This is a genomic window from Alkalicoccus luteus, assembly GCF_052061695.1.
Taxonomy (GTDB): domain Bacteria; phylum Bacillota; class Bacilli; order Bacillales; family Salisediminibacteriaceae; genus Alkalicoccus; species Alkalicoccus luteus.
In genome coordinates this window covers 291,634-312,443 of sequence record NZ_JBPZEY010000003.1, presented here as the reverse complement: position 1 = coordinate 312,443, position 20,810 = coordinate 291,634, and the positions used below count along the sequence as shown (strand labels likewise).

Below are 20,810 nucleotides of genomic sequence, written 5' to 3'. Positions count from 1 at the left end.
CTACATAAGTTACGGACGACACGTGACAATTGTTTCATGATGTTGGAAAATATATTTTGTTAAACTGAATGAAGAGAGGAGTGGGGGAGATGGACACGGTTTCACTTAGCACGGCTAAAGAAGCACTGGCATTGGCAGGAGAAAAACTTGCCGCAAATCAGGCGGCCAATGGATTACCGTATGGTGTTTTACATAATATAGACGAGAGCGATCAGCCCCTGCTTGTAGCGGTCAAAGAGAAGGAAGAGGTGCTGGCGCTGCTCGTGCGGACGCCGCCGCACCATTTAATCTTATCGGCGTTTACAACGGAATTGGAACCTGTATGGAACAGCGCCATCAAGGAGCTTGCCGTTCATGACGTGCCGAGTATCATCGGCAGCATTCCGGCAGTAGAAGCGTTCCAAGCGATTTGGCAGGCGAAGCACGGCTGTCAAAGTGAAGTCGGCATGGAACAGCGAATTTTTCGTGCGGACCGGGTGATCCCGCCGCGAAAAACTAGCGGTACACCGCGCTGGGCGGAAGAGGAAGATGCAGCACTGTTAACCGAATGGATTGAGGCCTTCGCAGAGGAGGCACTCGACGGAGTAACAAAAGAGGAAGCAGCAGAGCTTGCGGAGCGCTTTATTTCCAAGCGAAGCGTGCTGTTCTGGGAGGATGATGGTCAAGCGGTTTCGATGGCGGGAGCTGGTCGTCCCGCAGCCGGATCGTGTGCCGTGCAGCATGTGTACACGCCAAAGGAGTATAGAGGAAGAGGCTACGCCGAAAACGTCACCGCCGCGCTCACGAAAGAGCTGTTAAGTCGCTATTCGTTCTGTACGCTCTACACCGATTTGGCAAACCCGACATCCAACGCCATTTACACCCGCATCGGCTATGAGCCCGTTGCCGATTCACGAGTCTTGAATTTTATCTACCGCTGAGGGTAGTGTGAAGTTAAAATGCAGAACGTACGTTTAGATATTAGACTTATATATAAGTCGAAAAATGTAATGCTATATACTGATCTAAAATATATAGTTTGTTAAATGATATATAAATTAAAATAAAATAATACTAAGATGATATTAAAAATAAAACCTAAATAGCTATTATTTCAGGATAAATGTAAATCAATTGCATTGATAATTCTAGAAAGTTTTAAATATAAAAAATTTTTTCAATTATAATTAAAAAGGAAAAGACTCATAAATATGTATAAAGGTTTACTAATTAAGAATTAAGTGTTAATTTTTAAATAGGGAGACCCCTTTTTGTAGGATATATTTACAAAAGATTCCTCAGGAATGTGGCTAATTAAAGTTTGGTTAATCTAAACAAGCTTATAAGGTCTTTTTTATAAGATGAAAATGTAATGTTTCAGGGGTCTTTCTTAAATTATAGAAAGAGTGAGAGAAGTGAGCATATCGCTGATAAATAATTTGAAAAATAAAATATGGATAACTAGAAAATGCCGGATTAATGCTTCACAAAGGTTAAAGCTTGTAGATTTAGTATCTAAACTCTTGATAAGTTATTTTACCATAGTAATTTTAAGCTTTTCTATATGGGTGCTATATAATCCTAATGATCAGAGTCACTTGGCTTTTATAACAATTATAGCTTCTTTATTGATTTACGGTGGATCAATGGGCATAAATTCATTGAATTTTAAGGAAAGATTTTTAAGTTTAAAAGAATGTTACATTGAACTTGATAAGCTGTATAACGATTTAGAAGTTCTAGAGATTAGATTAAGTTCAACCGAAGTTAACAACATGTTAAAAGAATTTACATCCATTAGAGACAAGTATGAGTACTGGTTAAAGAAAGTAGAGAATCATTTGTCATACGATTATCTTAAATTTTCTTATGAACAATCAAGCGAATTTAGTATAAACAATATACGAATTTTTTTAAAATATTGGTTGTATAATTTATGCTTTTTTTCATTTTTTCTACTAGCTCTACTATTGCCTTTTATTCCATTATTTTTAATTTGAGAGGTGATACTGTGCAAGCATATAAACTATTCAGAATACTATTTAGTTTGAATCAAATAAAAAATTTTTATAAGACATCAAATAGGATCAAACCATCAACAGGTATTGATGGAGTAAATGAAACTAGTTTTTCACGAGATATCGATTTATATTCTGAGATAATAAATCGTAAAGTTGTTAATGGAACTTATGGATTTACTCCTTATAAAGAGAAATTGATTAGTAAAGGTCGAGATAAGTATCCTAGAGTTATTTCTGTACCTACTTTAAGAGATAAATTAACTTTGGCATTACTACATCAGCTTCTCTCAAAAGTGTTTGATGATAATTTGAATAAAGAAATAGTACATACGGTTATTTCTAACTTAAAAAAAGAATTAAATAAAGATAGTTTTGATTATTTTATTAAGATAGACATAGAAAAATTTTATGATAATATACCCCATGATAAATTAATTAGCAAACTTAAAAATAAAATAAGAAAAAAAGAGATACTCCATCTTATTAAGCAAGCAATTATAACTCCTACAATTGCTAATGGAAATAATAAACAAAAGCCATATTCAAAAAATGAAAGAGGAGTTCCCCAAGGCTTATCAATATCTAATACGTTAGCTAATGTATATATGTCTGATTTAGACAATAAATATCAAAGTGATAGTAGTTTAAAGTATTTTCGTTATGTAGATGATATTTTGATTTTGTGCGATTCGTCTAAAGGAATCGAAACTGAGATTAACATAATTAATGATTTAAATAATAAGGGTTTGTCGGTTAATCAAGAAAAAAATAAGTGTGGTCACCTTGTAAATGATTTTACGTTTTTAGGCTATCAATTTCGGACTAGGAAAGCAGAAGTCCAAGAGCATAATATTCATAAGATCGAAGCTTCAATTATTGAGGTTTTTACTAAATATAAATATTCTCAATTTAAAAGAAGAAGTGAATTTATTTGGACTCTCAATTTAAAAATTACTGGTGGAATTATAGATGAGAAGAAATATGGGTGGGTCTTTTTTTATTCTCAGATAGATCGATTAGAAGTACTTTACCATTTGGATAAATTCCTTCAAAAAATGATGAAAAGGTTTGATATTAACAATATACAGGAGAGTTCAATTAAGAGCTTTGCAAGAACATTTCATGAAGTTTACTTTAACAAAGCAAACACTAAATATATACCTAATTTTGATTTGTTCTCAGAGGATCAAAAACGAATTTTTTTAAATGAAGTAGTTAAGTTTAAAAATGTAAAATATCTTTCTGCTGACGAAGTAAATGAAAAATTTAAGAGACATGTTTTTCATGCAGTAAAGAAATTAGATAAAGACATCCAACATTTTTCATAGAATAAAATAATTTTACTAATTTCAGATCAGTATTGATACTCAAATTAATACATTCGTTCGGTATTCATTATAAGTTTAAATAAAAATTTAAGAATTAAATTTTTGGTTTTATCAATAAGATAAGTTGTAAGAGATTAAAGAAATATGTTTCTCATAAAATATTTTTGTTGTAGTTACAAAAAACGCACCTTTACAAAACATTCAATAAATCATGAAAAATCTTTACATTTTTATAGATCTTAATATTATTAGCATGTAAATATAAAGTTTGTCTTGTATAAAAAAATGAGCAAATAAATTCAAGTAGTTTAGAATTTTTAAAACATTTACCGGCTTAACATCGACGCACCGGAAAGCTGATAGCGAAAAATCAGCCACGTGAATAAAGCAACGAGAATCAGTGCAACCATCAGTTCCATCAAATCGCCTCCAGTAAATGGAATACGTCGGTTGCATAGAAAAGGTTTCAGTTAGAGGCATTAAATGCCACACGGGAAATACGCCACTCGTTATCCTCTTCGATAAGCAGGTAGTCCATGAAAAACGGCGCATGGCTCGGCACATCGGGAACATCAGCTGCATAGCTTAGCACAAGTCCGGCCTCCGTCATGCGAAAATCGGCAAACTGCTGCTCCAGTTCGTCCGGAGAAAGCCACTGGTACGTATGCATATCGTCAAACTGAATCACGCCGGTCGGCCTGCCTTCGCGGCGGATGACGTTAGCATGAACAGATAAAAGTCCGGAAGCCTCGTCAAGTGAGTCCGCCTGTACAAACTGCTCCGTAATTTGCACCGCCTGCGCTACCTGATAGGTCTCCGGATAGCCGTTCAGCGAATCGAGCAGGTCATCCCGCTCCTCCGTCAGCGCTTCGACCTCTGCTTCAAGCTCGGCAATTTGCGGATCGTCCGTTGGCTCCTGAAACACGAACATCGCACCTCCGACAAGCATCGCAATCGCGAGCAATGGTATCCACTGTTTCAACCCCTTCACCGCCCTCATACGTTCTTAGTTTAAGCCTATCACGGCACCTGCCGAAGCTCTCATCATATGCCTCATTCCTTTTAAATGGAAATTATGGTACGGTAATGAAGTGGTTTTACATAATGAAGAATGAATTTTTAAAGAAAAGAATGGATAGCTGTCTGGTACAAAGGAGGTAGAGAATGAAATATGGGTTGATTTTTGGTGCAGCATTTTTAGTCGGGTTAATGATTATATTTGGAACTGGAAGTGAAATCGGATTTTACATCATGGCGGTTTTACCGTTTGTGGTTTATCCAATCTTAATTAGTTTAGCCGTCTGGTTCTTAATCAGCCTGATTAATCTTCAAAAAGAGAGAAATAGGTATCTAGCTGAGATTGTCAGGAAGCTAGAGAAAGAAAATACGTAAAGGAATCTTCATCAGCGAATGTTTCAGCGATCGCAGCTCAACTGAAGAATCTTTTTTCGAACTCAATCAACCACGCCAATAAGCCTTACACATATTAGTACAGGTCATACGGAGGGTAATATGATCCGAATTTTATTTTTCTTCGCAGCCATTGCGCTCGGGTTTATTCTAAGCCTGCTCGTAGGCTGATAGATGCGCACACAAAAACAGCCTCTGGATTCAGAGGCTGTTTCGTACGTATTAGACAGAGGCAGCAATTTCTTTTAACGAAGCGGAAACGGCTTGCTTGTCACCTTTTGCGTAAAAGCCTGTTACGAGGTCGTAAGCAGTAGCCAGATCAACTAAAAAGCAGTCGTGTGTAGAGGTATCGTACACGAAATGGCTGCGTGTTTCTCCTTTGTAGCCATCCACCACTTTGTACTGCTCTAAATCAAACAATTCCACCATCCCGGACTGAGCCAGGTCCATAAATTCCTCGCGCGTTACTTTTCGTTCAGCTTGCACACTCATCTGAAAACCTCCTGTTATCATCCGTTTTGCATTACCTACTTTAGCATGATCGGTCGCTTGAGCAAACGAAAAAGCATTAAAAGAGATGTATGTGATAGGTGTTCAATTCATCTACTAAGAAATATTCAGTATAAAATGTTTACTTTGTAAACACAACGTGCTATGTTGTATACAAAGTAAACAAGGAGGGTGTTAAGGATGAACGCTACGTTAAAGGAACTGCTTACTTCTTTTCCGCATTTTGAGCAGACAGCACCGGAACAGCTTACGGATCAGGAATACCCGTTTTACGCACTGTATTTGTTTTTGAAAGACCCTGATACGAACGGCTTTGATATTCGTCTGTTAAACAGCCTCACGGACAGAGAAGATGCACTAATGATACTGTCGTTTATTGAGAGGTATATACAAACGTGCCGCTATTCAACCTCTAAAGCGACGATGCCTATCAATCGCCCTCCGGTAGCATATAAGACAAAGAAAGAGCCTGTATATTTCAATCAGACGGATGTCGCGCGATATTTACAGGATCAAGGCCATACATCCTGGAACCGCCATAAGGTTCATGTCTACTATAAACGGGGAAAGCTCCCCGAGCCAGATAAGCAATTATCGAATACGCCTTATTGGGAGTTAGAAACAGTTCAATTGTTTTCTCGCGCGCTATTCTCACGGTTAGACTGAAATAAGAGCATGATAGGATGTCTCAAAGGTGACGATCATGCTTTTTACGTTCTTTACTGAATTTTGAATACCAACTACTATAGACCCTTTTTAAGTTAAGCAGCAACAACAGATACCCAATCATGAGGAGCGCTTACTCCCACTGCCACTTTGAAAATAAGCAGGTGAAGATCGAGTACTTGCAAGGCGGAAAAAAGCAATGAGAAAAGAGAAGGGATAAGCCATCCAGCTGATTTCCCTGCTGTATCCGTTTCTCCCTCTCTTCACGAAACGCTCTGCGAACATATAAGTGACATAAAATCCTGCTAAGATCAGTACCGCATGTAGGAATATCATCATTGGATTCTTTCTTCTTTAATGAAAGCCGTTTCACTTGCTATCCGCTCATGACAGCTATATGCTTCGTTTATTGATAATACGAAAAGCAGCGCTAAGTTGCTGAAGAAACCAGGAGGGCTGTACATGACAAAGGTAGTAGTGACAGGCGGAAGCGGACTGCTCGGCAGAGATGTGATTCAGGAGTTTATCGATCACGGATATGAGGTCGTGAATGCAGACGTGAAGCACCCGAAGGAAGCACGATGTAAGACGGTGATCACCGATTTAACAAACCTCGGTGAAGTTTACGGCGTCTTGGCCGGTGCCGATGCTGTCGTTCATCTCGCCGCGATCCCGGTGGCGTATTCACACCCAAATGAAGTGACGTTTGAAAATAATACGATGTCGACGTATAACATTCTCGAAGCGGCTGCTCATCTCGGCATACAAAAAGCGGTGCTTTCGTCGAGTGAATCGTCCTACGGCATCTGCTTTTCAAGACAGGGGCTGGAGCCGCAGTACGTGGCGATCGACGAAGAACATCCGCAGCTTCCGGACGACAGCTACGGATTTTCCAAAATTGTCAATGAGCAGACGGCCGATATGATGCACCGCCGCACTGGCATGCAGATCGTCTCGTTCCGGCTCGGAAACGTGATTACGCCGGAGATGTACAAAAACTTCCCGAGCTTCATTCACGAACCGGAAATACGCAAACCAATTCTCTGGAGCTACATCGATACCCGCGATGCGGCTTCTGCTTACCGGCTTGCAGTTGAAGCAGAAGGCCTCGGCTCAGTTGCGCTGAACATTGGAGCAGATGAGAGCAGCATGGATATCGAAAGCCAGGAGCTGATGAAAACCTGCTTCCCGAACGTAACAGACATCCGTCAGGACATTTCCGGCTACGCACCGCTTCTGGATAACAAAAAAGCGAAGCGGCTGCTCAACTGGCAGCCGGTTCAAAATTGGCGGGACAACGTGAACAAACTCGCCGATTAACAGAAAGACCCTCGAAAACACGGCGTGCTTTCGGGGGTCTTTACGCTTGCCTAGAGCTTCATGAATGGATTGGTATGGACGTCGACCCACAGCTCTGACTGTTCAAGTGCAGAAGCGAGCTGAATCAGCAGATCCTCCTGGCCTCTCGCACCCATTATCTGCACCCCGACCGGGAGACCGTCACCTGTTTGATGCAATGGAACGCTCATCGCCGGCTGGCCAGTCAGGTTTGCCAGCTGCGTAAACGGAATTCGCTCGAGGCTTTCGGTAATCATCTGGTCGAGCATATCTGTTTTCAGCAGGAGCTTCCCGGCATTCAGTTTGGAAACTATCTGCACCAGCAGCTCTTCGGTTTTCGTCAGCTGGAAAGCGCCAATGTCAGCCTGAAGCATGGCCGTTGCCGGCGTGATGTACAGATCATACGTCTTATGAAATGCCTCCATTTGCATCGCAGCCTCATCCCAGATACGCATTTGGAGAACAAATTCCTCTGCGGTAATAGCTCTTCCCAGCATGCCAAGGAGCCACGTGGTCGTTTCCACATCGCTCATCGTCACTTTTCTGCCGAACATCGATCCAATTTCTGTCAATCGTGCAGCGACTTCCCCGTAATAGAGCGTCATGTAGCTTTTGGCAATGGCAAGTCCGTCGACTGGAGCTGCTTTTTCTTCCACCTGATGTCCCTGTGCCTCGAGCCAGCGAACGGTCTGCAGTACTGCTTTTTGACACTCCTCGTCCACTGCGGTACCGATCGGGGAATCGATCGAGTAGGCGATTGTGAATGATTTCGATAGCGGTTTGTCCAGGCTTGCTGTAAACAACTCCGGCTGCGGCGGTGCTCGAAACGCGCCAGTCGTCTCTTTGTCAGCTAATATGTCTAACATGGCCGCACTGTCCCGCACCGTTTTTGAAAGGATATGATCACCGGACGCTCCTTGCCAGGCACGTCCTCGAATCGGTCCCATCGGCGTCCTTCCGCGCGTCGGCTTTAATCCGAACAGCCCGCAGTAGGCAGCCGGAATGCGAATCGAACCGCCGCCGTCGTTCGCACCGGCGATTGGAACCATTCCGGAAGCAACTGCCGCAGCCGAGCCGCCGCTGGAGCCGCCTGGAGTGACGTTCATGTTCCACGGATTTCTTGTCGCGCCGTACTGGACCGGCTCGGTAATGCCAATCAGTGCAAACTCAGGCACATTTGTTACGCCGATAACATTCATACCGGACTGCTTTACAAGAGACGTATACGTCGAATCCTGAGGAGCCCGGTGATGGTGGAGAACGCGTGAGCCTTCCGAAGCGAGGGCGCCCTTCCATTCCTGATTGATATTTTTTAACAGCATCGGCACACCCGCAAAAGGCCCTTCGGAAGGAGTGCGATCCACCCGTTTGATCGCCGCCTCGTACGCTTTATCAATCACCGCATTTAGCGCAGGATTCATCCCTTCAATACGAGTAATCGCCTCCAGCAACACCTCCTTCTCCGTCACTTCTTTAGCGCGTATCAGCGCAGCAAGACCTGTCGCATCGTATTGTTTATATACAAACCCTTTCACGAACATCCCTCCAGCGCGGTTTAGTAGCTTTATCTTAATAGTAAAGGCCGCTTCGAGCAACACAGATTTGAAAAACAAGGAAAATACTTCCTGATCTTGCATGATAGAAGTGATATGTTTAAAGGGTAGAAATGGGCTTAATTTGATATAACCTACAGTAATGACTGTATGAAAGAAAGGATGGCACAGCATGGAGAAAAACGTGTTTGAGGAACTTGCCAGGCGATACGATACGGAGGAGCGAAAGCAGCTGGCTTCGGATATTGCAGAGCGGGTGAAGCTTGAACTTTCCAACAGCACCGACAAAGCGCTGCTCGATTACGGGGGAGGCACGGGGCTCGTAAGCCTTGAGTTAACCGACCTCGTGCAAGAGCTTGCGATCGCAGACGCTTCTGAACAAATGCTGAAGCTCGCACAAGCGAAAATCGTGGAGCGAGAGCTTTCGAACGCGACCGTGCTTCACGCCGATTTCGTCAAAACAGAACCGAGCGTAAGCGCCGATATCGTGCTCCTATCACTCGTGCTGCTTCATATTCCCAATACGGAGCGGATTCTGCAGGCGATCGCTCGTGCCTTACATGAAACAGGCAGGCTGATCATCGTTGATTTTAATGAAAATGAACGCGTACATCATCTGGCTTTGCACAGCGGATTTGACCAAAAAAAGCTGGAGCTGCTTTTGCAGAAAGCAGGATTTACAGCCATCACGTTCGAAACGTTTTACGAAGGGGAAGGTATTTTTATGAAACAGGACGCGTCGATGTTTATCTGTACGTGTGAGAAGGCAGTACCAGTATGAGAAAGCGAACGATCGTGTACGGAGGGTTATCGAAGGAAGCGTTGATGGAGGCATTTGAAGCAGAGCGATTTATTTGAACATGTATGCAGTGGATATCCTGAAGGATCAGCTGTTTTGAGTTCCCTGAAGTGAAAAGGAAGTGGGCTGCTAGATATGTTCGTTAGCGGAGATCGGCTCAACGGAAGGCGGTACGTGGTTGGAAATCGTCTTGGCAGCTTTTCAGCGTGGGTTCACGCTCGTTCTGCTTGAAGCTGCATCGTATGTACGATTTAGTATGACGCTGCCGACATCTGACAGCATCGAAAGGAAAGACGGGGTCCCGAACGGTGCAATCAGCTTTGCTTCCCCAAGACTCAGAGAGAATCCCAATTTCCCAGCAGGATTTTATGTGAGAGATATAGAAGGCAAAAAGTAGCTTCGAGGATATGTCACAGATGATCTGCACGTTTGACGGCATTCGGATATATATTTATTTGCGGTTTCAGTCAGGGGATCAAGGTTGATTTATTCCACCCGTGACGCCACGATGAACTCCATTCCGACTGCAATAGCAAACGATAAAAAAGGGAGAATGACTGCTGAAGCTGTTGGATAGAAGGGAAGGTCCCTCGAGAAAATCTGGTGATAAGCAAGTTCATAACCAATAACAACGACAAACGAAGCTGCTGGAGCAGCCAGCTTTCTGCCGGTTACCACATATAATGCAATTCCGATCCCAATGCTCGCAAGCGGCAGAACGAATACTTGTAAAATGACTAAATCCAGCATATGAGCACCACCTCAAATTGATATCTACACCTATTCGCCTTCTAACGTCCTATTTCCTTTATCGATTTTCAGCTTTTACGTTCAACTTTTTGCAAATGGGAGAGGGTGGAAAACAATGCCTGTTTTTCGATCAGATTATGCAGTCATTTATTATGAAACGACGGGTCATGGACCACCGCTTGTCCTGACACACGGGGCTACGCTTGATCATCATCAATGGACCCCGCAAATAAAGGCACTTGCAAAGGATTTTCTGATCATCAGCTGGGATGTCCGCGGTCACGGACGCTCCGTTACACCCCCGGGGACATTTCAGCATCATGAAGCAGCGGCAGATCTCATCCGCCTGCTCGACCATCTTCACATAGAAAAAGCGCATATGTGCGGACTGTCGATGGGAGCAGCGATCAGTCTGGAGGCTGCTGTCACATCGCCTCACCGGACAGCTTCTCTCATTCTTATGAACAGCTACCATTCACTTTCTACAAGTGGTTTTCGCAAGCTGTTTGCACCGCTTACGCATTGGACGAGACGATTCGTGCCGCGCCTTCCTGTTGTGAAAACACAGGCGAAATTGCTGGCGCGGTTTAACCGGAATAATCAGCCCTATATTGAACAAACCGTCCGCTCGATGCCCAAGACGACCTGGTCGCAAACATGGCACGGACTTTCTGAAACGGAACTGACCGGGAAGCTGGAAAAGGTCAGCTGTCCAGTGCTCCTCATGCACGGGAAACAGGATCTCGTCACAAAAAATCAGCAGAACACGCTTTTCACACGTCTTGCGGGTGCAACACGTTTGGAACTAGATGATTCCCATCATTTGATGAACCTGGATCAGCCGGAGCAAGTGAATGAAGCGATCCATTCCTTTTTGAAAGAAGTAGACAACTAGCTTCAATACAATTGAACGGTACACCTCAGGAAGGAGAGCTGCTGCATGTACACATCTATCGCCGTTCTGCTTCCATTTGTTGTTTCACCCGGAGCGAGCTATGTGCTCACGCTCGCAGCGGTCGAACAAGCCGGCTTGAAAGGAGTAAGGACTGTTATCAGTGGTACCGTTGCAGGAATTGCCATTCATGTCTTGCTTGCTGCTTTCGGTGTCTCGGCACTGCTCCTGCAGCTGCCGGAGCTGATGAGCGCGGTTCGAATTGTCGGGTCGATGATGCTGATCTACATCGGCATCATCTTGCTGAGAGCGCTATTCGTTTCTGGAGGGCAGCAAAACAGGCAGTCGATTACCTTTCGACGCGTCTTTTTACTGAACCTGCTGAACATCAAACCACTGCTTTTATATATTACGATCATCCCCTCACTAAGCCCGTATTCAGGGTGGGAGCTGTCTGTTCACTACGCAGTCATCGGCTTCGTTCATATCACCATGCAAATTGGCTGGCTTACGCTGCTTGGGTGGCTGACCGCTGTTGCTGCAGCAGGAAAGCTGTATTCATTAATTCGAATACTATCAGGAGCCGGGAGCTTGTTTTTGATTGGAATGGGGTTCTGGAATTTACTGCTATGGATATAGCCATTAAAAAGGAGAGGTTCTATGCTGTACGAAACGATGCACGTTGCTGTACCGACTGTTTTTGATCAACAAGAGGATGTGAACATGGAGGCGACAAGTGCACATATCAAGTCCCTTCAGAAAAAAGGAGTCCGCTCAGTGCTGATCAGCGGCTCAACTGGCGAGCAGCACAGCTTAAGTGTGGATGAACGCTTGAAAATGATGGAATCCATCAGCGAATCAGCGCTTCATCAGATGGAGGTTTTGTTTGGCATCGCAGCTGTCCGGCTGAAGGATGCAGAGAAGCTGGCCGCAAAGGCTTCCGAAACGAAGCTGTCTGGCGTGATGATCGGTTTTCCGCCGTACATACGACCTTCTCAGACTGAAGCCGTAGCCTATGCGAAACGGCTGATCGAGCGCTGTCAAAAACCGGTCATTCTCTATAACAATCCAGGCAGAACCGGGTTTGATTTATCATCTGAGAGCGCAATCACACTTGCGCAAAATGAGAATGTGATCGGCATCAAGGATCTCGGCGGACCTGAAAAAATACAAGCCGTGCAAAACGGACTCGATCGCGAATTTTCGTTTTATGCAGGCGGAGAGGAAGGTCTTGCTGAGAAGATCCGCTTCGGCTATAACCGGCTTTCGTCCATCGCCGGGAATGTTTATCCTGTTGAAATAAAGCAATGGCTGCAGCAGCTGTTGGCAAATGAAACGCCCGATGCCTCTGAACAGAAGGACATCGAGCGTATGATGCAGACAGTGTATAGCAAAAATCCGATCGTTCGGGTGAAGCAGGAAGCGAATCTTGGAGCATGCAGACCACCGCTTGGAATGAGCAGCGATTAAAACAAGTGCTCAAATGGAGCGGTGATCGGTCTGAGCAGTCGTTTTCCGATTTCAGCAGTAATCGGCGTCTCCGCACGGTCCACATGGTCCGACTCTGCATAGTCTCCGTCTTCTGTCACCTGCAAGCTTTGCTCGTTCATCAGCTGCTCGAGCTCGGTGCGCAGCTCATGGTTCACATCCTCGCTGTCAATAACGAGCATGCTCTCAGTACTCAAATACACGCTTCTCGGATCAAGGTTAAAGGAGCCGATTGCGGATAAACGGTCGTCGAACACGTACGATTTTCCGTGAATCGAGTGTTCCTCTGCCTGATACTCCAATAAATCAGCTTGGGAAGCGGCTAAGTCCTCACGGTGAGCCGTGAAGCGGGAATAAGCAGGTAGATTGGGGGAAGCCGCAAGGGAATTCGTTACAACCCGGACTTCCTCTGGCAGCGCTTCCCGATTCAATGCATCAAGCATTGGATTCGTCGGCACGATAAACGGACTTTGCATGAGCACAGACGACTCGGCTTCCTCCATCAGCGCAGTCAGGTCCTGCCACACCCAAGGCTCCTTATTCATTCTGCCAAGCGGGTTATGAATAAACGTCACTTGGTTAACAGGGTATGTGCGTTCTTCCCAATCATACGTATGGCCGTAAAGATCAGCCTCTTCGTCCTGCAGTGACGTATGCTCTGCGCGGAGCACTTCCAGCATTTCTTCCGCATCATCCAGCTGACTTTCTGATAAACCATCTGCGGCATCCTCGACATAGTCACTCGTCCAAACCTCATCAAAATACCGCTGCATTTGCATAACGCCGCTCTCTTCATAGTCGGCGCCCTGCGGATTATACACGACAGCATCGCGGTCATCTGTTGCTCCTTCCACACCTTCCCGCGCGAAATAGCGGTCGCCGATGTTTCTGCCACTGATCATACCGAACGTATCGTCAGCAATCAGCAGCTTATCATGCATACGGTTATTTAACGTCCACGGCTTCAGCACATTAACCGGTTCAAAAAAGCGCAGTTCCATGTTGTCATGGTGCGTAAATGCCTCAACAATAGCGCCTTTTTCACCGCGCAGGTTATAAAACATGCCGTCCAGCAGCACGCGAACGTGAACGCCACGATCTGCAGCTTCTAATAAAGATGTATAAAAGATCATGTCCGCTGTGCCATCCGTTATTTTAAACATCGTTACATCGAGCGTGTCTTCCGCTTGCTTCTTCAGTGAGGTGCGGGTCTGTTTCGATTCAATCCGGTCGTGGATCAGCGCGACCCGGTCGTGAGAGTCGGATTCGCTCATAAATCGATCCGTATCAGGTTGGCCTGTTTCCTCCGGTACCGTCAGCTGCAGCATGAGCACCCCGCCGATCCAGAGATACAGCAAAAACGCACCGGCCAGACCAGCTACGATGAAAAGAACCTTCTGCACCATAAAACGCCTCCAAAAATAGGACAAAAGATGATTTTATCATTCTATTACCTTGTAAAAAAGGAGGCAAACATACTGCTTATAAACGAAATTATCTAATGATGTATTTTTGAAGATATTTCTGTGTTTTATAAAGCTCCTCGTCAGATACCGGTTCAGTTTCCGGAAAGGCACGGTGAAAGTCAGCGAAATCCTGTTCCTCATACCGCGGCACGACGTGCATATGATAGTGATCCAAGTCGTTAAACGTTCCGCCATTTTGTACAATCGAGATGCCATCCGGCTGATAAGCAGCTTTCATCGCCCTGGACATAACTCTGGAAGCCTCCATCACCTCATGAGCAGTCTGTTGATCGAGATCGTCCACGTCGAGCGCATGCAGCTTCGGTAAAATCAGCACATGCCCCGGATTAAAAGGAAGAATATCAAGAATACATGTCACCCATTTAGTTTCGTACACAACAAAAGCACGTTCTTCCTGCAGCGCCAGCCGGCAGCCTAAACACGTCATCGCACAAACCTCCTAAAACACATCGTCTATCCTTATGATATCATAGAAACAGTAAATAAATTCCTTTTACTACACATACGGAAAGGTGGATTCACTATGGAAACCATGAGCATCATTGCATTCGCAGTAGCCTCAGGTGCGATAGGACTTGCTGTCACTTTAAACGGAAAAGTCATCAAACTGGAGAAAAAAGTGATGGAGCTGGAGGAAAAGCTAAAGGAAGGTTAAATACTTACTTTAATGGGAGAGAGTACTGACAGGATTCATGGTTGGTTAAAATAGAAAAGACCGAATTAAATTGATTAAAGAAAAGGCGGAACCTAATGAGTATCGATAAACGAAATCAGCTTGGCCACGAGCCCTTTCGCTACCGCGTGACGAAGCAGGAGACGGTGTTCATTGACTACGAGGGAAGACAGGTTACGACGCTGAAGGGAAAGCAGGCGCAGAAGTTTTTAGCGAGGGCAGCAAATGCCACTGACGAAAAAGAAAGGCAGCTTCTGATGGCAAAAGCTACAGGTAATTTTAAGCGGGGAAATGAATGAGGTTATTTCACAACCGGGAATGATAAAAAACACGGCACCCCGATTGTTCTCGGATGCCGTGTTGATCTATCCGTGAACCTGCCATTGATCGCGAGCGTCTAAAATCTCCGCAACAAACGTGTCCACTTGCTCTTCCGTTTCCTGTATATCGTTGTCGGAATCGAACTTCATTTTTGTCGCGATCAACATGCCGTGCTGCTCGCGAATTGCTTCATCCATCCGGTCGACAGCACCCGCAAAATGCTCGTAGCTCGTATCTCCCGAGCCAAACAAAGCGAATAGCTGTCCTGTCAGGTCGGTTTGCTGCAGCTCTTCGTAAAAATCAATCACGTCATCGGGAATATCTCCGTCACCGAACGTATACGTGCCGATAATAACGAGGTCGTAGGAAGCAAATTCGTGCGGCTCTGCTTCATATGCCTCTTTGACATCCACGGTTATATCCGCTTCTTCCAACCGATCCTTGATTAACTCCGCAAGCTCTTCCGTGTGACCGCTGAGCGTCGCGTAAACGAGCAGAACTGACATTGCCTACACTCCCTTTCCTGATTTGACCGAAAATAATGGTCTGCTAATGGGTTATGTTCATCCTATCATATGACCCGCGGGATCGAATAGGACTCGCCATTTACAGGTTCAGCGTCATCAGAGAGAGATCTGTTGCAGCATGCAATTCCTTATCAACATTTATCCTAATGAAGACTGCTTCGTATTTCATAAATGAAATCGGTTGATGAAAAAGGAGCATGCGGCTTTTGCGTCAATAATATCGGATCTTCTCAAAAGCACAAGGTGTTGTTAGTTAAACAGAGAAGGAGTAGGTGAAGGAAAGGTGGGAGTGAAAAATGCCTAAACAGAAAGCCTATCGCAAAAAGGGATGGTATTGCACGGTGGATCAGCAGTGGATGGCGGAGATCGACACCCAGCTGCAGAAGGATGATACGATCGAACCTCCTGCGAGCACCGTGATCTGGTTTGCCAACGCGGGCCTGCCGTTTAAAATTGCGCCATTGCCAAACGTGAAAGAGCATGACTACAACGTCCTCTTCACGGAAAGAACGCTGACGTATGAAGAAAATAAGCGGCTCGCCCTCTGGTTTGATATAGTGGCTGCTTATGAGGATATTTATTCCCACCGAAAGCTTGTCGGGCTTACGATTCACTATAAAGGATACTATTGTTCATCAGACGCGGTGATCCAGCTCGTGCGTGACATGCCGGCTGTGCAGCCGCAGCTCCGGGAGCGCGAAATCATCATGAACGCTGAGCTGCTGCCGGAGTGCTTGTCCGCTTCGGAGCGCATCGTTATTCAAGAAGTGCTCTCAGGGAAAAACAACAAAGAAATCGCCCGCACGCTGTATTATTCGCCAAACTCGATTACGAGCATGCTGAACCGCATTTTTCACAAGCTGAACCTGTCGAGCAAGCGAAAGCCGGCTCTTATCCAACAGGGCATTCGTGATGGCTGGATCGTGATCAGTCATGTACGTAAAGCTAAATAGCATTCTCGTCATCGACTAAATAGCGTGCCAAATAGCCAAGCAGGGTCGCAGGCTGATCTTCCTGCACGAGATGGCCTGCGTTCGGAATGGAACGGAAAGCTGCATTCGGAATTCGCCTCCGCAGCTCACGACCTTTACCGATCGGAATCCATTCGTCTTCGGCACCCCACAAAATGAGCGTCGGCACCGTCATCGATGCATATAACGGCTCAATTTCGTCGGTGTAGCGCTGCTCTGCCTGGACGATCTGCCGGTAAAACGCCGCCTGCCCGGTTTCTTTCAGCCAGGGTGTGATCGTGCCTTTCAGCGTATCAGCAGGCATCGGTGTATGCATCGCATCCTGTACATAGGCGGATACCATCGCTTCGTGAATGTAGCCGGGAATGCCGCGAAAGGCCTCCTCGTGTCTGGCCACATGCGAAAAAAAGGAAGACCCCCACGGAGCGAGCGCGACAGGGTCAATCAGCACGAGTTTTTTGTATGGAACATTCAGGAGCAGGTGCGTCCTGAGCGCCGTCGACCCGCCAAAGTCATGGCCAACAACGACAGGTTCATGAATACGCCATTCTGCGAGCAGCTCGTGCAGCACGTGATGCTGAATGCCGAGGGAGACGTCGCCGGTCGCTTTTTCAGATTTTCCGTATCCGACTAAATCATAGTAATAAACCGTAAACCATTCGCTTAATCCCGGAATCAGATGCCGCCAGTTAAAGGAAGACCAGGGGGTGCCATGAACGAGAACGAGCGGCGGGCCCTCTCCGCAAATCCCATACCTTACATACCCGTACGAAGAGTGAAACGTCTTCGTTAACCAGTAGTTATTCACGCTGCTAACCTCCTTCTTTTTCAAGCGCGACGATCGTAGTGTTCTTAGTTTATCACTATCCGTAAAAAAAGCACGTACCAACGACGTCATGTAAACAGAAAAGTAGAAGCCTTACGTTTTTATGAGAAATACGTTATCGTAGGGGAGCATGACAGAAAGGATGAATCAGGATGAAACAAGTTGAAATCATAGTGCTGTCCGGCTTTTTAGGAGCAGGAAAAACGACGCTCCTCCAGCATTTGCTTGCGCATGAGAAGGAGCAGGGAAGAAAGATCGGCGTTGTCATGAATGAAGTTGGAAATGTATCGATTGACTCAGATGCAGTTCCAAAAGACACTCCGCTGCAGGAGCTGTTAAACGGCTGTGTCTGCTGCACGCTCTCCGACAAGCTGGAGATTAAACTCTCCGGACTGGTGCAGGACCACGATCTGGACGCCATTTATATTGAAACAACCGGCGTCGCTCATCCGGTCGATGTTCTTCACGCGTCGCTCTCACCGATGCTTGCGAACCGATTAAATATAAAATCTGTCATCACGCTGCTCGACGCGGTGACCTGGCAGAAGCGGGATACGCTGAACATTCAAATGCGCCAGCTTATTTCGGAGCAGGTGAAGCACGCGGATCTTGTGTTAGTAAATAAAATCGACAGTGTATCGGCTGACGACAAACAAGCAATCGAAGCGGAGATCCGGGGGCTTAATCCGGATGGAAACATCGTGCCGACGACCTTTGCGAGGGTGGATCCGAGTGAGCTGACCGCTGCCCGGAAAAAGGTAACCAGAGACCACGTGAAGCTGCACGCTGCTGATCAGCTGCATATCAAAACGTTTGTTTATACGTTTTCGAAGCCAGTCGACGAGGAGCAGTTTGAGTCGTTTTTACGTGACATGCCGGATTCGATTTACCGTATTAAAGGCTACCTCCGGTTTCAGGAAGGGAAAACGCTGTTGTTTCAGTATTCATACGGTATGCCGGTCTACCAGCCGGCGGATTTAAAGTATACGAACACGCTCGTCTTCATCGGCGATCAGCTCGATCACGATGCGCTGCATCACGCAATGAGAGAGCTGGAGCAGCAAAAGCAGGCCTGAATAGGGCCTGCTTTTTTAGTGCGCGACCGGAAAGTGTTCAACTTTTGGCGCAAAAGCATTAACTTTGCTTTCGAAATCATTAACTTCAGCCGCAAAAGCATTAACCTTCGCCGGCAAGTGTTTACGAGCATCAACTTAGGACTGATATAACGAAAAAAACGTTATTTGAGGAAGCAAAACGTTCAACTTTTAGCTGAAAATGTTTATCTTTTTCTTCTGAGCCCAGCTTCTTTTGTTTCACAAGATGTGGAAGCTGAAATAATAACTTCAGTGCCGAGTTTGAAAACTTCAGGCACGACTTTAATAAGATTTTCGCTATCGCGAACGCGAGTTGATAACTATGAAAAGATGCAGCCTTAGAATAATAAGTTCAGCGTCGCGTTTGAAAACTTTGATGCTCCGTTTAATAAACTGGCACGCCTTTTTAATAACTTTCATCCAGCGAATTCAAATCCCTTTCAGCGATCACCCGCATCTCAACCAAATCCGCTCTTTAAATCGTAATAATTACGATTTATAATAACAGCAGTTTCATCATTTCGACATAAGGGAGTGCAACGATGATTTTATCAGATCAAACGATTCAGTCGATGCTGCAGCAAGGCACCTTAGGCGTGAGTCCAATAACCAGCGATCAGATTCAACCGGCAAGCATCGATCTCACGCTTGGCGATTCGTTCAGCCGCGTGCATCCGCACCAGGCTGATATGCTGTCACTGGAATTTCCTCACACAGAGGAATCGTTTAAAAGCCAGCGGGTGATTGTACCGCCGCAGTCGTTTCTTCTCGCAACGACGAATGAGGTGATCCAGCTGCCGGATACCGTCAGTGCATTTGTAGAGGGAAGAAGCAGCATCGGACGGATAGGCTTATTTATTCAAAACGCCGGCTGGGTGGACCCCGGCTTCCACGGTGAGATAACGCTGGAGCTGTTCAACGCCAACCACTTGCCGATCGAGATCCAGGCTGGAAGGCGGATTTGCCAGCTCGTATTTGCAAAAATGGATCAATCCGTTAAAACGCCGTATGCCGGAAAATATCAGCATCAGCGCGGTGCAACCGGAAGCCGAATTTACCAGGATCGCGATAATCCAAAGCGAAGCGGTTTGACAACCTAGCCACACATGAGGTAAGCTAAAGTTCTTAAATCGTAATTATTACGATTTACGAATCAATTACCAGTCAGTTTAAAAAATAGAAGCGGGTGAATAAACGTGTCTATTCCAGTTACCGTGTTGACTGGCTTTTTAGGAGCAGGGAAAACGACGCTGTTAAACCGGATATTACAGGAGCGGCCGCATGAACGGATTGCGGTGATAGTCAATGAATTTGGGGAAGCAGGTATCGATCAGCAGCTAGTAATCGGTGCTGATGAAACCGTATTAAGCCTGAACAACGGCTGCATCTGCTGCAACATCCGAACCGATTTAATTGAGACGATGCTCGGCCTCGCGAATGCGGTGGAGGATCATGGCTTTAAGCCATTTGACCGAATCATCATCGAAACAACCGGTCTCGCGGAGCCTGCCCCGATTATTCAGTCGTTTCTCGCCAACGAAGAACTCGCCTTACGCTATCAGCTGGATGCCGTCGTGACGGTCATTGACAGCGTGTACGTTCAGACGCAGCTGCAGCGACAGGAAGAAGCACGAAAGCAGGCAGCCTTTGCAGACGTATTGGTCATCAACAAAGCAGGCCTCGTGTCTGCGGATGAGGCCACAAAGAGCATAGAGACATTAACACGCCTGAACCCGGAGGCCGCCTGTCTGGTCACGGACTGTTCCGATGCAGACGTGAACCAGCTGGTGGATCGGTACAGCTTTGAGCTCAAGGAAAAACACATTCACCTCGATGCAGCCAGAACGCCGCATAAAGGTACGGGCGCCATCGTCGTCCGCTCCGAAAAACCAGTTGCGATGCGTCCGTTTGAGTCATGGTTTGATACGGTGCTGCAAACAAAAGGAGAAGCCATGTACCGGTTCAAGGGTATTCTCTATGCGGCAGAGTTTAACCGAAAGCTCCTCTTTCAAGGCGTACATATGCTTGTCGCATCAATCGTAGGAGATGCGTGGAGCCCCGGTGAAAAGCGGGTGAGCGAGCTTGTGATTATCGGGGAGGACCTTGATCAGGAGTGGTTTCAAGCCTGTTTTGACGCATGCTGTGAGGCTGTGGAAGAAGGAACAGAGAGAGGATGA

General features: G+C 45.8%; 25 protein-coding genes. 17 read left to right on the top strand and 8 right to left on the bottom strand.

From position 1 onward, the window contains the following. Positions 1-89 precede the first annotated feature (89 nt). The 3 genes from ACSZLD_RS05925 (at position 90) to ACSZLD_RS05915 (ending at position 3,328) form a co-directional block, all read left to right on the top strand. On the top strand, positions 90-920 hold the full coding sequence (locus ACSZLD_RS05925; protein ID WP_444684584.1) for a GNAT family N-acetyltransferase: 831 nt from the start codon (positions 90-92) through the stop codon (positions 918-920). 465 nt (positions 921-1,385) lie between these two features. Further along, positions 1,386-1,979, top strand: a complete 594-nt coding sequence (locus tag ACSZLD_RS05920) for an SLATT domain-containing protein (RefSeq protein ID WP_444684583.1) — start codon at positions 1,386-1,388, stop codon at positions 1,977-1,979. 11 nt (positions 1,980-1,990) lie between these two features. Continuing rightward, positions 1,991-3,328: a reverse transcriptase domain-containing protein gene (locus tag ACSZLD_RS05915; RefSeq protein ID WP_444684582.1), complete on the top strand. Its 1,338-nt coding sequence runs from the start codon at positions 1,991-1,993 to the stop codon at positions 3,326-3,328. Between the two features lie 466 nt (positions 3,329-3,794). Here ACSZLD_RS05915 and ACSZLD_RS05910 read toward each other — a convergent pair whose 3' ends face one another. Then, complete coding sequence (locus tag ACSZLD_RS05910) at positions 3,795-4,310, bottom strand: hypothetical protein (protein WP_444684581.1); 516 nt, start codon at positions 4,308-4,310, stop codon at positions 3,795-3,797. A gap of 182 nt (positions 4,311-4,492) precedes the next feature. Between ACSZLD_RS05910 and ACSZLD_RS05905 the strand changes: the two genes are divergently transcribed. Then, a complete protein-coding gene (locus tag ACSZLD_RS05905) occupies positions 4,493-4,720 on the top strand; it encodes a hypothetical protein (RefSeq protein WP_444684580.1) in 228 nt (75 codons plus the stop codon). Between the two features lie 240 nt (positions 4,721-4,960). Here the strand turns inward: ACSZLD_RS05905 and ACSZLD_RS05900 are convergent, their stop codons facing one another. Then, the gene (locus tag ACSZLD_RS05900) at positions 4,961-5,230 is read right to left on the bottom strand and encodes a hypothetical protein (RefSeq protein WP_168009119.1); all 270 of its coding nucleotides are present in this window, start codon (positions 5,228-5,230) and stop codon (positions 4,961-4,963) included. 198 nt (positions 5,231-5,428) lie between these two features. Here ACSZLD_RS05900 and ACSZLD_RS05895 point away from each other — a divergent pair, with 198 nt between their 5' ends. Further along, positions 5,429-5,914, top strand: coding sequence for a hypothetical protein (locus ACSZLD_RS05895; protein ID WP_444684579.1), 486 nt, complete (start codon positions 5,429-5,431; stop codon positions 5,912-5,914). 462 nt (positions 5,915-6,376) lie between these two features. After that, positions 6,377-7,234 carry an NAD-dependent epimerase/dehydratase family protein gene (locus ACSZLD_RS05890; RefSeq protein WP_444684578.1) on the top strand — a complete coding sequence of 286 codons (858 nt, stop codon included), beginning with the start codon at positions 6,377-6,379 and terminating at the stop codon, positions 7,232-7,234. A gap of 50 nt (positions 7,235-7,284) precedes the next feature. Here the strand turns inward: ACSZLD_RS05890 and ACSZLD_RS05885 are convergent, their stop codons facing one another. Further along, the gene (locus ACSZLD_RS05885; protein WP_444684577.1) at positions 7,285-8,787 is read right to left on the bottom strand and encodes an amidase family protein; all 1,503 of its coding nucleotides are present in this window, start codon (positions 8,785-8,787) and stop codon (positions 7,285-7,287) included. A 190-nt stretch (positions 8,788-8,977) separates the two neighbouring features. On the opposite strand from ACSZLD_RS05885, the gene ACSZLD_RS05880 reads away from it, so the two are divergent. Both ACSZLD_RS05880 and ACSZLD_RS05875 read left to right on the top strand, forming a co-directional pair. Further along, complete coding sequence (locus tag ACSZLD_RS05880) at positions 8,978-9,586, top strand: class I SAM-dependent methyltransferase (RefSeq protein ID WP_444684576.1); 609 nt, start codon at positions 8,978-8,980, stop codon at positions 9,584-9,586. Positions 9,587-9,782: 196 nt separating this feature from the next. Continuing rightward, the gene (locus ACSZLD_RS05875; RefSeq protein ID WP_377909777.1) at positions 9,783-10,001 is read left to right on the top strand and encodes a hypothetical protein; all 219 of its coding nucleotides are present in this window, start codon (positions 9,783-9,785) and stop codon (positions 9,999-10,001) included. Positions 10,002-10,090: 89 nt separating this feature from the next. Here the strand turns inward: ACSZLD_RS05875 and ACSZLD_RS05870 are convergent, their stop codons facing one another. Next, entirely contained in the window at positions 10,091-10,354 is a 264-nt protein-coding gene (locus ACSZLD_RS05870; protein WP_377909776.1) for a DUF2651 family protein, read from the bottom strand. Between the two features lie 115 nt (positions 10,355-10,469). On the opposite strand from ACSZLD_RS05870, the gene ACSZLD_RS05865 reads away from it, so the two are divergent. From ACSZLD_RS05865 to ACSZLD_RS05855, 3 genes are read left to right on the top strand one after another with little or no spacing between them, the layout of a single operon-like run. Then, positions 10,470-11,249, top strand: a complete 780-nt coding sequence (locus ACSZLD_RS05865) for an alpha/beta fold hydrolase (RefSeq protein ID WP_444684575.1) — start codon at positions 10,470-10,472, stop codon at positions 11,247-11,249. A gap of 45 nt (positions 11,250-11,294) precedes the next feature. Next, entirely contained in the window at positions 11,295-11,885 is a 591-nt protein-coding gene (locus ACSZLD_RS05860) for a LysE family translocator (protein ID WP_444684574.1), read from the top strand. 21 nt (positions 11,886-11,906) lie between these two features. After that, positions 11,907-12,716, top strand: a complete 810-nt coding sequence (locus ACSZLD_RS05855; protein ID WP_444684573.1) for a dihydrodipicolinate synthase family protein — start codon at positions 11,907-11,909, stop codon at positions 12,714-12,716. Here ACSZLD_RS05855 and ACSZLD_RS05850 read toward each other — a convergent pair. Then, the gene (locus ACSZLD_RS05850; RefSeq protein ID WP_444684572.1) at positions 12,713-14,140 is read right to left on the bottom strand and encodes a phospholipase D-like domain-containing protein; all 1,428 of its coding nucleotides are present in this window, start codon (positions 14,138-14,140) and stop codon (positions 12,713-12,715) included. The genes ACSZLD_RS05855 and ACSZLD_RS05850 overlap by 4 nt on opposite strands. An 88-nt stretch (positions 14,141-14,228) precedes the next feature. Next, on the bottom strand, positions 14,229-14,648 hold the full coding sequence (locus ACSZLD_RS05845) for an HIT family protein (protein WP_444684571.1): 420 nt from the start codon (positions 14,646-14,648) through the stop codon (positions 14,229-14,231). A 96-nt stretch (positions 14,649-14,744) separates the two neighbouring features. Here ACSZLD_RS05845 and ACSZLD_RS05840 point away from each other — a divergent pair, with 96 nt between their 5' ends. Next, positions 14,745-14,876: a hypothetical protein gene (locus ACSZLD_RS05840; RefSeq protein ID WP_444684570.1), complete on the top strand. Its 132-nt coding sequence runs from the start codon at positions 14,745-14,747 to the stop codon at positions 14,874-14,876. 95 nt (positions 14,877-14,971) lie between these two features. Beyond that, positions 14,972-15,193, top strand: coding sequence for a hypothetical protein (locus ACSZLD_RS05835; protein WP_444684569.1), 222 nt, complete (start codon positions 14,972-14,974; stop codon positions 15,191-15,193). 66 nt (positions 15,194-15,259) lie between these two features. Here ACSZLD_RS05835 and ACSZLD_RS05830 read toward each other — a convergent pair whose 3' ends face one another. Then, positions 15,260-15,721, bottom strand: coding sequence for a flavodoxin (locus tag ACSZLD_RS05830; RefSeq protein WP_444684568.1), 462 nt, complete (start codon positions 15,719-15,721; stop codon positions 15,260-15,262). A gap of 317 nt (positions 15,722-16,038) precedes the next feature. On the opposite strand from ACSZLD_RS05830, the gene ACSZLD_RS05825 reads away from it, so the two are divergent. Further along, positions 16,039-16,695, top strand: a complete 657-nt coding sequence (locus ACSZLD_RS05825) for a response regulator transcription factor (RefSeq protein WP_444684567.1) — start codon at positions 16,039-16,041, stop codon at positions 16,693-16,695. Here ACSZLD_RS05825 and ACSZLD_RS05820 read toward each other — a convergent pair. Further along, complete coding sequence (locus tag ACSZLD_RS05820; protein ID WP_444684566.1) at positions 16,688-17,521, bottom strand: alpha/beta fold hydrolase; 834 nt, start codon at positions 17,519-17,521, stop codon at positions 16,688-16,690. The two genes, ACSZLD_RS05825 and ACSZLD_RS05820, sit on opposite strands and share 8 nt — an antisense overlap. 170 nt (positions 17,522-17,691) lie before the next feature. Between ACSZLD_RS05820 and ACSZLD_RS05815 the strand changes: the two genes are divergently transcribed. The 3 genes from ACSZLD_RS05815 (at position 17,692) to ACSZLD_RS05805 (ending at position 20,810) form a co-directional block, all read left to right on the top strand. Then, the gene (locus ACSZLD_RS05815; RefSeq protein WP_444684565.1) at positions 17,692-18,615 is read left to right on the top strand and encodes a CobW family GTP-binding protein; all 924 of its coding nucleotides are present in this window, start codon (positions 17,692-17,694) and stop codon (positions 18,613-18,615) included. Between the two features lie 560 nt (positions 18,616-19,175). Then, positions 19,176-19,733, top strand: coding sequence for a dCTP deaminase (dcd, locus tag ACSZLD_RS05810; protein ID WP_444684564.1), 558 nt, complete (start codon positions 19,176-19,178; stop codon positions 19,731-19,733). Between the two features lie 96 nt (positions 19,734-19,829). Next, positions 19,830-20,810 (top strand): CobW family GTP-binding protein, encoded by a 981-nt coding sequence (locus ACSZLD_RS05805; RefSeq protein ID WP_444684563.1) that lies wholly within the window; start codon positions 19,830-19,832, stop codon positions 20,808-20,810.